13 protein-coding genes are annotated in these 14127 nt (G+C 66.1%); 8 read left to right on the forward strand and 5 right to left on the reverse strand.

Annotated features, from left to right (window positions below):
• Positions 1-173: 173 nt before the first annotated feature.
• The 5 genes from glyQ to CFB49_RS14665 are packed head-to-tail and all read left to right on the forward strand — an operon-like array spanning position 174 to position 5615.
• Positions 174-1178 carry a glycine--tRNA ligase subunit alpha gene (gene glyQ / locus CFB49_RS14645; protein ID WP_006488593.1) on the forward strand — a complete coding sequence of 335 codons (1005 nt, stop codon included), beginning with the start codon at positions 174-176 and terminating at the stop codon, positions 1176-1178.
• A gap of 22 nt (positions 1179-1200) precedes the next feature.
• Positions 1201-3300, forward strand: coding sequence for a glycine--tRNA ligase subunit beta (gene glyS / locus CFB49_RS14650; RefSeq protein ID WP_089491641.1), 2100 nt, complete (start codon positions 1201-1203; stop codon positions 3298-3300).
• 10 nt (positions 3301-3310) lie between these two features.
• A complete protein-coding gene (gmhB, locus tag CFB49_RS14655) occupies positions 3311-3874 on the forward strand; it encodes a D-glycero-beta-D-manno-heptose 1,7-bisphosphate 7-phosphatase (protein WP_069619609.1) in 564 nt (187 codons plus the stop codon).
• A 43-nt stretch (positions 3875-3917) separates the two neighbouring features.
• A complete protein-coding gene (locus CFB49_RS14660; protein ID WP_069619608.1) occupies positions 3918-4682 on the forward strand; it encodes a lysophospholipid acyltransferase family protein in 765 nt (254 codons plus the stop codon).
• Between the two features lie 45 nt (positions 4683-4727).
• Positions 4728-5615: a M48 family metallopeptidase gene (locus CFB49_RS14665; protein WP_089435603.1), complete on the forward strand. Its 888-nt coding sequence runs from the start codon at positions 4728-4730 to the stop codon at positions 5613-5615.
• 108 nt (positions 5616-5723) lie between these two features.
• Here the strand turns inward: CFB49_RS14665 and gloA are convergent, their stop codons facing one another.
• The gene (gloA, locus tag CFB49_RS14670) at positions 5724-6107 is read right to left on the reverse strand and encodes a lactoylglutathione lyase (RefSeq protein WP_006477863.1); all 384 of its coding nucleotides are present in this window, start codon (positions 6105-6107) and stop codon (positions 5724-5726) included.
• A 325-nt stretch (positions 6108-6432) separates the two neighbouring features.
• Between gloA and CFB49_RS37145 the strand changes: the two genes are divergently transcribed.
• Both CFB49_RS37145 and CFB49_RS14680 read left to right on the forward strand, forming a co-directional pair.
• Positions 6433-6864, forward strand: coding sequence for an STM2901 family protein (locus CFB49_RS37145; RefSeq protein ID WP_089435604.1), 432 nt, complete (start codon positions 6433-6435; stop codon positions 6862-6864).
• Positions 6864-7217 carry a DUF1493 family protein gene (locus tag CFB49_RS14680; protein WP_089435605.1) on the forward strand — a complete coding sequence of 118 codons (354 nt, stop codon included), beginning with the start codon at positions 6864-6866 and terminating at the stop codon, positions 7215-7217. The genes CFB49_RS37145 and CFB49_RS14680 overlap by 1 nt, the downstream gene beginning before the upstream one ends.
• Here CFB49_RS14680 and rsmA read toward each other — a convergent pair.
• The 4 genes from rsmA to CFB49_RS14700 are packed head-to-tail and all read right to left on the reverse strand — an operon-like array spanning position 7214 to position 12851.
• Positions 7214-8035, reverse strand: a complete 822-nt coding sequence (gene rsmA, locus CFB49_RS14685) for a 16S rRNA (adenine(1518)-N(6)/adenine(1519)-N(6))-dimethyltransferase RsmA (protein WP_089491642.1) — start codon at positions 8033-8035, stop codon at positions 7214-7216. The genes CFB49_RS14680 and rsmA overlap by 4 nt on opposite strands.
• Before the next feature lie 47 nt (positions 8036-8082).
• Entirely contained in the window at positions 8083-9069 is a 987-nt protein-coding gene (gene pdxA / locus CFB49_RS14690; protein WP_089491643.1) for a 4-hydroxythreonine-4-phosphate dehydrogenase PdxA, read from the reverse strand.
• Between the two features lie 11 nt (positions 9070-9080).
• Entirely contained in the window at positions 9081-10439 is a 1359-nt protein-coding gene (locus CFB49_RS14695; protein ID WP_089435608.1) for a peptidylprolyl isomerase, read from the reverse strand.
• Between the two features lie 51 nt (positions 10440-10490).
• The gene (locus CFB49_RS14700) at positions 10491-12851 is read right to left on the reverse strand and encodes an LPS-assembly protein LptD (RefSeq protein WP_069619603.1); all 2361 of its coding nucleotides are present in this window, start codon (positions 12849-12851) and stop codon (positions 10491-10493) included.
• Positions 12852-13074: 223 nt separating this feature from the next.
• Here CFB49_RS14700 and CFB49_RS14705 point away from each other — a divergent pair, with 223 nt between their 5' ends.
• Entirely contained in the window at positions 13075-14124 is a 1050-nt protein-coding gene (locus CFB49_RS14705) for an aminoglycoside phosphotransferase family protein (protein WP_069619602.1), read from the forward strand.
• The last annotated feature ends 3 nt before the right edge of the window (positions 14125-14127 follow it).

The raw sequence follows: 14127 nt of genomic DNA on the forward strand, positions 1-14127 counted from the left end.
CGCCGGAAACGGGCCGGCGGCGCCCGCATCCGCCTTCCGGCCGCATCCGGTCGCCGATCCGGTAAAATTACGCGTTTCAGCACACTAACAAGCCGCGCCGCCGCGCGAGCCGACCCTCCGGGCCCGCCCGGAGCGCCGTCCGCAACGGAGCGCCAGCGCCACGAAGGCTCTTCATGCTTACGTTTCAGCAAATCATCCTGACGCTGCAGTCCTACTGGGACAAGCAGGGTTGCGCCCTGCTCCAGCCCATCGACATGGAAGTCGGCGCGGGCACGTCGCACGTCCACACGTTCCTGCGCGCGGTCGGCCCCGAGCCGTGGCGCGCCGCGTACGTGCAGCCGTCGCGCCGCCCGAAGGACGGCCGCTACGGCGAAAACCCGAACCGCCTGCAGCATTACTACCAGTACCAGGTCGTGCTCAAGCCGGCGCCGGAAAACATCCTCGACCTGTACCTCGGCTCGCTCGAGGCGCTCGGCTTCGACCTGAAGCAGAACGACGTGCGCTTCGTCGAGGACGACTGGGAAAACCCGACGCTCGGCGCGTGGGGTCTCGGCTGGGAAGTGTGGCTGAACGGGATGGAAGTCACGCAGTTCACGTATTTCCAGGAAGTCGGCGGCCTCGAATGCAAGCCGGTGCTCGGCGAGATCACGTACGGCCTCGAGCGCCTCGCGATGTACCTGCAGAAGGTCGAGAACGTGTACGACCTCGTGTGGACCGAGTGGGAAGAGCAAGGCCCGAACGGCCCCGAGCTGCGCCGCCTGTCGTATGGCGACGTGTACCACCAGAACGAGGTCGAGCAGTCGACCTACAACTTCGAGCACGCGAACGTCGACCTGCTGTTCACGTTCTTCAACAGCTACGAAGCGGAAGCGAAGAAGATGATCGACGCGCAGCTCGCGCTGCCCGCGTACGAGCTCGTGCTGAAGGCCGGCCACACGTTCAACCTGCTCGACGCGCGCGGCGCGATCTCGGTCACCGAGCGGGCGGCATACATCGGCCGCATCCGCGCGCTGTCGCGTCTCGTCGCGCAGGCTTACTACGACTCGCGCGAGAAGCTCGGCTTCCCGATGCTCGGCAACCCGCCGGGCGTGCCGGGCCTCACCACCGACGCCCAGGACGCCGCGCAGCCGGCATGGGCGCCGCCGCTCAAGGTCGAACGCAAGATCGATCAGGTCTGACGAGACGAGATTCAATCCAACCATGACGCACAATCATCCCGCCCCCCTGCTCGTCGAACTGCTGACCGAAGAGCTGCCGCCGAAGGCCCTCGCGCGCCTCGGCGACGCATTCGCCGAAGGTGTCGCACAACGCCTCGCCGCGCGCGACCTCATCGAAGGCGAACTCGTGTTCGAGCGCTACGCGACGCCGCGCCGCCTCGCGGTCGTCGTGCAGAACGTGCGCGCCGTCGCACCCGACAAACAGGTCCGCGAAAAGGTCCTGCCCGTGTCGGTCGCGCTCGACGCCGAAGGCAAGCCGACGGCGCCGCTCGCGAAGAAGCTCGCGGCGCTCGGCCACCCGAACGCGTCGATCGCCGATCTCGAGCGCGCGCAGGACGGCAAGGCCGAAGCATTCTTCATCAACTACTCGGCGGCCGGCGCCACGCTCGCCGACGGCCTGCAGGCCGCGCTCGACGAAGCGCTCGCGAAGCTGCCGATCCCGAAATTCATGACGTATCAGCGCCCGGACGGCTCGGACGTGAAGTTCGTGCGCCCGGTGCATCGCCTGACGGTGCTGCACGACGACCGCGTCGTGCCCGTCACCGCGTTCGGCGTCGATGCCGGCGATACGACGCTCGGCCACCGCTTCCTGTCCGACGGCCTCGTCGCGATCCAGCATGCGCATGCATACGCGGACACGCTGCGCGACAAGGGCCGCGTGATCGCCCACTTCGCCGATCGCCGCGAAACGATCCGCACGCAACTGAACGAACATGCGAACGGCGACACGGTCGTGATGCCCGAATCGCTGCTCGACGAAGTCACGTCGCTGGTCGAATGGCCGGTCGTCTACCCGTGCCGCTTCGAGGACGAATTCCTGCAGGTGCCGCAGGAATGCCTGATCCTCACGATGCAGACGAACCAGAAGTATTTCGCGCTGACCGACGTCGCCGGCAAGCTGCGCTCGCGCTTCCTGATCGTGTCGAACATCGAGACGAAGACGCCGGGCGAGATCATCGAAGGCAACGAGCGCGTCGTGCGCCCGCGCCTCGCCGATGCGAAGTTCTTCTTCGAGCAGGACAAGAAGAAGCCGCTCGCCGAGCGCGTGCCGCAACTCGCGAACGTCGTCTATCACAACAAGCTCGGCTCGGCGCTCGCGCGCGTCGAGCGCCTCGAGGCGCTGGCCGGCGAGATCGCCCCGGCGATCGGCGCCGATACCGCGCACGCGAAGCGCGCCGCGCGTCTCGCGAAGGCCGACCTGCTGACCGACATGGTCGGCGAGTTCCCGGAGCTGCAGGGCACGATGGGCACGTACTACGCGCGCCACGACGGCGAAGCCGACGACGTCGCGCTCGCGTGCGCCGAGCACTACCAGCCGCGCTTCTCCGGCGACGCGCTGCCGACCACGCCGGTGTCGACCGCCGTCGCGCTCGCCGACAAGCTCGAAACGATCGTCGGCATCTGGGGCATCGGCCTCGCGCCGACCGGCGAGAAGGATCCGTTCGCGCTGCGCCGTCACGCGCTCGGCGTGCTGCGCCTGCTGCTCGAGAAGCAACTGCCGCTCGATCTCGTATCGCTGCTGCGCACGGCCCACGCTCGCTTTGACGGCGTGCCGGGCGTCGCCGAATCCACCGACGCGATCTTCGCGTTCTTCATGGATCGCCTGCGCGGGCTGCTGCGCGAGCGCGGCTATTCGGCCGGCGAAATCGACGCGGTGCTGAGCCTGAACCCGACGCGCATCGACGATCTCGTCGCGCGCCTGGACGCGGTGCGCGAATTCACGCGCCTTGCGGAAGCGGAAGCGCTCGCGGCCGCGAACAAGCGGATCTCGAACATCCTGAAGAAATCGGAAGGCGGCGCGAACGGCGCGGTGCAGCCGACGCTGCTCGTCGAGGCGGCCGAGAAGGCGCTGCACGAACAGCTCGCGGCCGTCACGCCGCACGTGCAGTCGCAGCTCGAGGCGCGTGCGTACACGGGCGCGCTGTCGGCGCTCGCCGCGCTGCGCGCGCCGGTCGACACGTTCTTCAACGACGTGATGGTCAACGCGGAAGATCCGGCGCTGCGCGCGAACCGTCTCGCGCTGCTGTTCGCGCTGCACCAGCAGATGAACTGCGTCGCCGACATCTCGAAGCTCGCCGCATAAGGGCCGCACGATGCCGACCAGCCCCAACCGAAAGCTCGTCGTCCTCGACCGGGACGGCGTGATCAACGTCGATTCGGATGCGTTCATCAAGACGCCCGACGAATGGATCGCGCTGCCCGGCAGCTTCGAGGCGATCGCCCGGCTCAACCACGCGGGCTATCGCGTGGTCGTCTCGACCAACCAGTCCGGCATCGGTCGCGGGCTGTTCGACATGGCCGCGCTCAACGAGATGCACCTGAAAATGCATCGCGCGGCGGCCGCGGTCGGCGCGCGCATCGACGCGGTGTTCTTCTGCCCGCACACGGCGGAGGATCACTGCGACTGCCGCAAGCCGAAACCCGGCATGATGCAGATGATCGCCGAGCGCTTCGAGATCGATCCCGATCACACGCCGGTCGTCGGCGATTCGCTGCGCGACCTGCAGGCCGGTGTCGCGGTCGGCTTCCAGCCGCACCTCGTGCTGACCGGCAAGGGCAAGAAAACGCTCGCCGCGGGCAATCTGCCGGATGGCACGAAGGTCCATGACGACCTGCGCGCGTTCGCGCTCGACTTTCTTTCACACGAACACGAGTGATGCGGCTGCCGCGCGCATCCTCCCCAACACCAGACTCACGCCGATGCGCTTCGTCCGCTCCCTGCTGCTGCTGATCTACTTCATCGTGTACACGGTGCCGTACGCCACCGCGTGCTTCATCGCGTTCCCGTTCATGCGCCCCGACGCGCGCTACTGGATGGCGGCCGGCTGGTGCAAGTCGACGCTGTGGGTCGTGCGCTGGCTGAACGGCATCCGTTACCGGATCGAAGGGATGGAGAACCTGCCCGATGGCCCGGCCGTGCTGCTGTCGAAGCACCAGTCCGCGTGGGAGACGCTCGCGTTTCCGGCGCTGATGCCGAAGCCGCTGTGCTACGTGTTCAAGCGCGAGCTGCTGTACGTGCCGTTCTTCGGCTGGGCGCTCGGGCTGCTGCACATGGTCAACATCAACCGCAAGGAAGGCAAGAACGCGTTCAATTCGGTGATCCGCCAGGGCAAGAAGCGCCTGTCGGAAGGCGCATGGATGATCATGTTCCCCGAAGGCACGCGCACGCCGGTCGGCAAGCAGGGCAAGTACAAGACGGGTGGCGCGCGCTTCGCGATCGAAACCGGCACGCCGGTCGTGCCGATCGCGCACAATGCAGGTCGTGTGTGGCCGCGCAACTCGTTCACGAAATTCCCGGGCGTCGTCACGGTGTCGATCGGCAAGCCGATCGCGAGCGAAGGGCTGACACCCGATGCATTGAACTCGCAGGTCGAAGCATGGATCGAAGCGGAAATGCGCCGCATCGATCCCGATGCGTATCGTCAGACGGGCAACGCCGGCACCCGCGATGCCGCACGCGCCTGACGCCCCGGATTGCAGCCGTTGCGTACGACAAAAAGAAGCGAACTGATGAAACAGCGTCCGCGGCCACGGCCTGCCGTCGTGGCCCTCGATCATCGCCAGATGGATCTGCCGCTCTTCGACGGGCCGGCCGCCGCGCCGTCGGCGCCTGCCGCCCCGCCGGCGCCGCCCGACGCCCTCCCCGCCGCGCCGCTCGACCCGGGCCCGGCGCCCGATCGCTCCCGCGTGCGCACGTTCGCGCTCGACAGCCGCGTGCTCGAATACCGGCTGAAGCGCTCGGCGCGCCGCACGATCGGCTTCACGATCGACGGCAGCGGGCTGTCCATCACCGCACCGCGCTGGGTCACGCTCGCCGACATCGAAGCGGCGATCGCCGAGAAACAACGCTGGATCTTCGCGAAGCTCGCGGAGTGGAAGACGCGCACCGAGCAGCGCGCGCTGCCGCAGATCGACTGGCGCGACGGCGCGCAGCTGCCGTATCTCGGCAAGACGGTGACGATCGCACTCGGCGCGGGCGCCGTCGCCTTCGACGCCGATGCGCTGCGGTTGTCGCTGCCGCTGCCCGTGCAGGCCGACATGCAGCAGATCAAGGATCGCGTGCAGGGCTGGCTGCAGGGCGAAGCGAAACGCATCTTCGGCGAACGCCTCGTCGTCTATGCGGAAAAGCTCGGCGTCACGTATTCGATGTATGCGCTGTCGTCGGCCGCGACGCGCTGGGGCAGTTGTTCGAGCGACGGCAAGATCCGCCTGAACTGGCGGCTGATCCATTTCCCGATGTCGATCATCGACTACGTCGTCGCGCACGAGCTGTCGCACCTGCGCGAGATGAACCACAGCCCGGCCTTCTGGCAGACCGTCGAATCGATCTTCCCCGAGTTCCGCGAAGCGCGGCACACGCTCAAGCATCACCCGCCCGAGCTGCTGCCGTCGCTTTGACGCGCACGGCTCCGCCATCAACGAAAAAGGGCGATGCGAGGTCACTCGCACCGCCCTTTTTCGCTGCCGCGGCGCACGCCGCACGCCGCAGCCCGGTTCATCCGGCGCTTACTTCTTCTGGATGAACTCGATCTTGTAGCCGTCCGGATCCTCGACGAACGCGATCACGGTCGTGCCGTGCTTCATCGGGCCTGCCTCGCGCGTGACCTTGCCGCCTTGCGCCTTGATCTTCTCGCAGGCCGCGTACGCATCGTCGACCGCCACGGCCAGATGGCCGAAGCCGTTGCCGAGATCGTAGGACGGCGTTTCCCAGTTGTGGGTCAGCTCGATCACGGTGCCCGTGCTCTCGTCTTCGTAGCCGACGAACGCGAGCGTGAACTTCCCTTCCGGATAATCCTCGCGACGCAACAGCTTCATGCCGAGCAATTCGGTGTAGAACTTGATCGAGCGGTCGAGATCGCCGACTCGCAGCATCGTATGCAGCAAACGCATGTGTTGTACTCCTGTGGGGACTTTCCAGAACCGGAAATTCTACCGGAGTCGCCGAAAATCCGCTGGCCGCGGGCCTCCGCGAGACGTGGCAGCCTTTTGGCCGCATGGGTGACGCGACAACTATCGGCTTGCGCGGGAAATAAGAAAAATACGAGGATTAATGCGAAATCCGCGGCACCGACGCGGAGAAAAACATATCGCATCAGCGATGTTATTCAGATAAATCCGCCAATATCGAGATATTTAAATATCTCAAAATAAATTAGATTGCCATACTCAAAAACAATACATTATTATTGCAATCTCATTTCATTTTCATGCCGCCATGCAAAACACATATACATATGGGATACACAACAACCTCACACCTGCAGAACTATTCTTTTTGATCGCAGTCGATAAAACCATGGATGAGTTGGGAGTTAGTGATGCAGCAGGTGTTGCAATGATACTTGCGGGCTCACGGCTTCTCTCAACACGAGGCAAATTCGCTGGCGCAGTAAAGGGAACCTCGGTTGCGTCGAAGGTCTCTCGCTCACTATTGCCCTATGAGATAAAATATCGGATCTTACCGACGTTTACTTCATGGACCAGTGTAGCGCGATTACGAGTGAAGTTGACGAACCATATTGGTGTATTCGTCGGCCGAGCGATTCCGGGAGTCGGCTGGGCGATTACTGCCGTCGACGTTGCAATAATCGGGTATAAATCGGTTATGGAATACAACCGACGAGTAAAACGTGAGGATCGACTGTAATGGACGATGCGTGGCCCCAACTTCAGCAATTCATACGGGAAGTCCGCGCCGCCGGAGTATTCGGGCTGGACGATGAATTAACTCGCGATATGGATCTGTATCACGATCTCGATTGGGAACCACCCAAAATCGTCAACGTCATCCAGATGTGGGGCGAACGATTTCACGTCGACCTCAGCGACTTCAATATCGCCTACTACGTGCCATCCGCGAGTATGCGAAGGCGTGACGTAGTGCTGGCTGCGTTGAAGTCGCCGTTCAGCGCGAAGGCGCGAGAATCGCTAGGAGGGCGATCGCTCACATTGGGGATGTTGGAAGAAGCAATGAAGCGGGGGCGATGGGAACGGCGTTAACGACGCGCCGCCGCCAGCGCCTGCGCCACGCCGACATATTCGGCCACGCTTACATCCTCCGCACGGCGCGCGAGATCGAAACCGAGCGCATCGAAATCGATCGTCTCGCGGTAGTCGCCAAGCGTATTGCGCAGCATCTTGCGGCGCTGCGAAAACGCGGCCGTGACGATTTCGCCGAGCAGCACCGGATCGACGTCCGGGAGTTCGTGCGGCTCGTACGGAATCATCCGGACGATCGCCGAATCGACCTTCGGCGGCGGCTGGAACGATTCCGGCGGCACGTCGAGCATCTTTTCCATCACGTAGCGGTACTGCAGCATCACCGACAGTCGCGAAAACGCCTTCGTACCCGGCTCCGCGACCATCCGCTCGACGACTTCGTTCTGCAGCATGAAATGCTGGTCGATGACCGCGTCGGCGAATGTCATCAGATGAAACAGCAGCGGGCTGGAGATGTTGTACGGCAGGTTCCCGACGATCCGCAGCGACGGCTTGTCGCCGGGCATCGCGAGCGAGCGGAAGTCGAACGCGAGCGCGTCGCCCGCGTGCAGCTCCAGCAGCGCGCCGAAGCGTTGCTGCAGGCGCCCGATCAGGTCGCGGTCGAGCTCGACCGCGTGCAGCGGCGACTCCGGCGTCGCGAGCCGCTCGATCAGCGGCCCGGTCAGCGCGCCGAGCCCGGGGCCGATCTCGACCATCCGCTGGCCGCGCGCGGGGCCGATCGTCGCGACGATCGAGTCGATCACGCCGTGATCGACGAGGAAGTTCTGCCCGAAGCGCTTGCGCGCGAAATGGCCTTGGTGCTGTCTGCTGTTCGACATCGACTGAGTAAAACGAAAAATACGACGAAGGGGGTAAACCGGCAGCGTCAGGCTGCGCGGCGATGGCGCGCCATCGTGACGGCCGTATCGAGCGCGGCGATCATGCTGCCCGGATCCGCGCGGCCCGTGCCGGCCAGATCGAGCGCCGTGCCATGATCGACCGACGTGCGGATGATCGGCAGCCCGAGCGTCACGTTGATGCCCTCGCCGAACGTCGCGTACTTCAGCACGGGCAGACCCTGGTCATGGAACATCGCGAGCACGCAATCGGCATCGGCCAGATGGCGCGGCTGGAACAACGTGTCGGCCGGATAGGGCCCGCGCGCGTCGATGTGTTGCGCGTTCGCGCGGGCCAGCGCCGGCGAGATCACGTCGATCTCCTCGCGACCGAGATAACCGTTCTCGCCCGCGTGCGGGTTCAGGCCCGTCACGAGGATGCGCGGCGCGGCAAGACCGAAATCGCGCCGCAGGTCGCGGTCGATGATCGCGAGCGTCTCGACGAGCCCGTCGATCGTCAGCGCGGCCGATACGTCCTTCAGCGGCAGGTGCGTGGTCGCGAGCGCGACGCGCAGCGGCCGGTGGCCGGTGCCGGCCAGCATCATCACGACGCGCGGCGTACGCGTGCGTTCTGCCAGGTATTCGGTATGACCGGTGAACGGCACGCCCGCATCGTTGATCGTGCTCTTCTGCAGCGGCGCGGTGACGATCGCGTCGTACCGGCCGGCCAGCGCGCCGTCGATCGCCGCGTCGAGCAGCCCGAGCACGTAGCGGCCGTTCGCCGCGTCCAGCTTGCCCGCCTGCGCGGGCGCCGCCAGCGCGTGATGCGCGACCGACACCTGGCCGCCGGCCAGCGTGTCCGCATCGACGCCGACCGCGGCCGCCCGCGCGTCGAGCAGCGCGGCATCGCCGAGCACGGTGAAATGCGCGTCGGGCCAGCGCTGCGCGGCGTCACGCAGCGCCTGCACGGTCAGCTCCGGGCCGACCCCCGCGGGTTCGCCGGTCGTGATCGCGATCTGCAGCGCGCGCGTGCTCATCCGAGGCTCGCTCAGTTCGCCGGGCCGACGCCGCCGATCTTGTACTGCACGTACGACGAATCGCGCAGCTCGCGCAGCCAGTCGGCATACGCCTGCTCGGCCTTACGCTGGCCGATCGCCTGACGGGCGATGTCCATCTGCTGCTGCACCGACCCTTCCGCTTCGCGGCGGCTCAGCACCTGGATCAGGTGATAGCCGTATTCGGTACGAATCGGCTGGCTGATCTGGCCGTCCTGCAGGTTGTTCATCGCGCGCTCGAATTCCGGCACGGTCTCGCCCGGGCTGATCCAGCCGAGATCGCCGCCTTGCGACGCGGAACCGTCCTGCGAGTAGGTGCGCGCGAATTTCGCGAAATCGCCGCCGGCCTCGACCTGCTTGCGGATGTCGGCCAGTTGCTGACGCGCCTGGCCTTCCGACTTGCCTTCGCCGACGCGCAGCAGGATGTGGCGCACGTGCGTCTGGACGATCTTCGGCGCCGCGGCGCTCGCGCCCTGGCTCTGGCGGCGATCGACGAGGCGCACGATCTCGAAGCCGTCCGGCACGCGGATCAGCGTCGGGTTGACCTGGCCCGGGCGCAGCTTCGACGCGGCGTCGACGACGTCGGGCGGCAGCGCGCTCGGCGACTTGAAACCGAGATCGCCGCCCTTCTTCGCGTCGTTCGCTTCGGAGTTGTTCTTCGCGAGGCGCTCGAAATCGGCGCCCGACTTCGCCTGCTGCAGCAGCGCTTCGGCCTTCTTCTGCGCGGCTTCGATGTCGGCCTGCGGCGCGTTGGTGGGCGCCTTGATGAAGATGTGCTGGAAGCGCAGGTCCTGCTGCTGCGATGCGTTCGGCCCGCGCTGGCTCGCGATGTAGTTCGCGACCTCGGCGTCCGACACCGTGATCTTGCCGTCGACCTCGCGCTCGCGCAGCTTCGACAGCATAAGCTCGGTGCGCGCGTCGCTCGTGAAGATGCTCCAGGGCACGCCCTGCGCCTCGAGGCGCGCGCGGTACTGGTCGAGCGTCATCCCGTTCGCCTGCGCGAGACGCTGCAGCGTGGCCTGCACGGTCGCGTCGTCGATGCGGATTCCGTCGTCCTTGGCCTTCTGCACCTGGATACGTTCGAGCACCATCTGGTTCAGCACCTGCGCGCGCAACTGGTCGGCCGGCGGCACCGGTGCGTTCTGCTGCTGCAGGCGGCGTGCGATCAGGCCGGCGCGCTGGTCGAGTTCGCGGCCCGTGATCACGTCGTTGTTGACCACGGCGACGACTTCGTCGGCGAGCTGCGCACCTTGCGAACCGAGTGCCTGCGCCGCGGCCGGCGCGGCGGCGAGCAGCGCGGCGGACGCGGCGAGGCTGGACACGACTGCCGCGAAACGAAGGGTTTTCTTCATTGCCACTGAAACTCCATTGAAATCGTGCTGACCGGTGCAGACATGCCGGCGTTACTCGTAGTTGCTGAAGCGGGACATCGGCGGCGGCGGCGGCGGCAACGGCGTGTAGCCCGGCACCCCGGCGCGGAATGCGGACACGAGGCCGTTGTCGATGGTCGACAAGCCCTTGAGCGTCAGCTGCATCATGAAGCGCGTCGACGAGTTCTGCTGTCCCGACGAATTGATGCCGTTCGCGGCCCGCTGCACCCCGACCCCGAGCGCCCAGCAATCCGCGTCGTATTGTAAGCCGACCAGACCGTCGACCACGCGATCCCCGGCGAAGTCGTAGTTGAACCGGCCGATCGCATACAGGCGGCGCGTGAGCGGCCACTGCGCGGACACCAGGAACTGGTTGATCGGCTGGTTGTCGAGCGTGGTGTTCACGCGCGTATAGCGGTAGCCGACGTTGATCACGCGGCGCTCGCCCGGGCTGTAGCCGAAACCGATGCTCGACTTCACGAGCTGGTTGTTGTTCTGGTTGTACTGGAACGCCGTTTCCGACATGAAGCCCGAGCCGAGCTTCAGCGCGGCGCCGACGATCAGGTCCGAGTGGCGCGCCAGCACGGCGCTCTGCCCGGGGTTCAGCGTGACGCGCTGATCGGCGAAGTAGTACTGCTGCGCGATCACGAAGCGCGCGCGCTCGTCGCCGGTGCGCGGATCGATGAAGCGCGAGGTCAGCCCGGCCGTGATCCGGTTCGCATCGGCGATCCGGTCGTTACCGACGAACGTGTTCGGCTGGTAGATCTCCGCGAGGCCGAAGTCCGATTCCGCGGTGTCGAACAGCGGTGCGTTCGACTGATCGCGATACGGCGTGTACACGTAGTACAGGCGCGGCTCGAGGGTCTGGATGAAGTCCTGGCCGAACAGGCGCACCGAACGGTCGAAGATCAGGCCCGAATCGAAGCTCACGGTCGGGATCGACTCGGTGAAGCGCTTCGGGCTGTTCGGCGTGGCGGACGACAGGTAGTTCAGGTCGTACGACGCCAGGTGGTACTGGACCTTCGGCACCGCGAAGTAGCCGGGGCCGTACACGCCGTACGAGATGTACGGGTTGAAGACGATCCGGTCGCCCTGGGTCGCATCGGCGGTCGTGATGCGGAACCGCGAATAATCGGCTTCCGCGCCGAAGTCGAAGCCGCCGACGTTGTACTTCGTGTACTTCACGTTCAACTGCGGCTCGCGGCTGTACGGCGCGATCGACGGCGGCAGCGTCTGCCAGTGCTGGTAGCGCGCGAGCACCGACCACGGGCCGTTGTTGTACGTGAGGCCGGCCTCCTGCTGGTACAGCGTCTGCGTGCCGTTGATGAACTGGTTCGCCGACCCGAGGTCTTCCGGATACGTGTTGTCCGAGACCTTGTTGAAGTAGACGTAGCCGCCGAAGCCGCCGCCGAAGTTCTGCTGGTGCTGCCAGTAGATCGCGTAGCGGTTGCGATGCGCGAGCCGGTCATCCGGCAGGTAATTGGCCGTAAACGTGCCCGAATACGACGGCGACAGATAGCGGAACGTCGCTTCGGTCATCACGCCGCGCCGCGAGATGATGCGCGGCGTGAGCGTCAGGTCGCGGTTCGGCGCGATGTTGAAGTAGTACGGCAGCGACAGCTCGAAGCCGTTGTTCGAGTTCACCGAGAACGTCGGCGGCAGCAGGCCGCTGCGCCGCTCGCCCGACAGCGGGAACGTCATCCACGGGCTCGCGAAGATCGGCACGCCCTGGAAGAACAGCACGCCGTTGCGCGCGGTGCCCTCGTCGGCGCCCGTATCGAAGTCGAAGCGGCTGCCCTTGATGTACCACGCGGGGTTCGTCGAGCACTGGCACGCGGTGTACGTGCCGTTGACGAACACCGAGCGCTCGTTGTCGACCATGTCGACACGCTCCGCGCTGCCCGACCCGCCCGTCACGTTGAAGTGATACTTCGGCGCGGTCATGAAGCCCTGGTTCGCCTCGATCTTCAGGTGCGCCTCGGGGCCGGCGAACGACGTGCCGCCATTGACCACCTTGACCTGGCCGTACGCATCGGCCATGTCGGTATCCTGATCGTAGTGGATCGCGTCGGCCTTCACGACGGCGTCGCCGCGCCGCAGCTCGGCCGAACCCTTCGCGGCGAGATCCTGCTCGGCGGTGCCGCTCGTATGGTCGGCGATCACGAAGGCGGCCGGCTTCGCACCGTCCTTCAGCGGATGATCCTCGAGCTGGGGCGCGAGACGCAGATCCCACGGCGAGTCGAGCGGCTGCGGCTGCGCAGCCGCGCCCGACAGCTGCGCGTACGACACGGCCGGCACGAGGCCGGGCACGGCCAGGAGCGCGAGCGCGAGCCGCCGTTTGCGCGGCGCCCCGTCACCGGGGAAAACATTCGGGAATAGCGGTTTGGGCGGCATCTATCGTTTGGCGAATCGCCCCTTGTCAACCGCGCCTGCACGGCACCTTCGCGCGCGGCGGGCCGCGCCGTCGAGCCGCGACTGCGGCTCTTCGCAAACCGGGGAGGCGATCGGGCGGACGGCGCGACAGGCGGCGGGCCTGCACGGCGGAAGCTGACGCGGGGCGCGTCAAAAAAGTCGTGGGGTATTATATGGCAAGACGTTCCCCCCTCCGCCGAGTTTCATGACGCCCCCATCCGCCGCATCCCAGCCCGACGCCCGCCTCGACGCGCTCACCGCGTGGCTGAACCCGCTCGCCGAGCGCTACGCCCTCGATCTGTCGACCCTCGCGCCCGCGTCGTCGGACGCCAGTTTCCGCCGCTATTTCCGGGTCGCGTCGGCCACGAGCCCCGGCGGCACGCTGATCGCGGTCGATGCGCCGCCGCCCGAGAAGTGCCGCGAGTTCGTCCAGGTCGCGCAGCTGCTCGCCGCGGCCGGCGACCACGTGCCGGACGTGCTGGCCCACGATTTCGACGCGGGCTTCATGCTCGTGACCGACCTCGGCCGCACGTCCTACATCTCGGTGCTCGATCCGGCCGATCCGGTCGCGGCCCGCCCGCTGATGCGCGCGGCGCTCGACGCGCTGATCCGCTTCCAGCTCACGTCGAAGCCCGACGTGCTGCCGCCGTTCGACGAGGCGTTCCTGCGCCGCGAAATGGAGCTGCTACCCGAATGGTTCGTCGGCCGCCATCTCGGCAAGCCCGTCACCGACGCGATGCGCGGCACGCTCGACCGCACGTTCGCGCTGCTGGTCGCGAGCGCGCACGCGCAGCCGCAAGGCTTCATGCTGCGCGATTTCATGCCGCGCAACCTGATGGTCTGCGAGCCGAACCCGGGCGTGCTCGACTTCCAGGACGCCGTCTACGGGCCGCTGACGTACGACGTCGTGTCGCTGCTGCGCGACGCATTCATCAGCTGGGACGAAGAGTTCGAGCTCGACTGCTTCGCGTACTACTGGGAAAAGGCGAAGAAGGCCGGCCTGCCGGTCGACCCGGATTTCGGCGAGTTCTACCGCCAGCTCGAATGGATGGGACTGCAGCGCCACATCAAGATCCTCGGGCTGTTCGCGCGCATCAACTACCGCGACGGCAAGCCTCACTACCTGAACGACCTGCCGCGCTTCCTCGCGTATGCACGCAAGGTCGCGCTGCGCTATCGCCCGCTCGTACCGTTCGCGAAGCTGCTCGACGAGCTCGAGGGCAACGCGCCGGCCGACGTCGGCTATACGTTCTGACCG

The sequence above is a fragment of the Burkholderia sp. AU17457 genome, from assembly GCF_002223255.1.
Lineage (GTDB): Bacteria > Pseudomonadota > Gammaproteobacteria > Burkholderiales > Burkholderiaceae > Burkholderia > Burkholderia sola.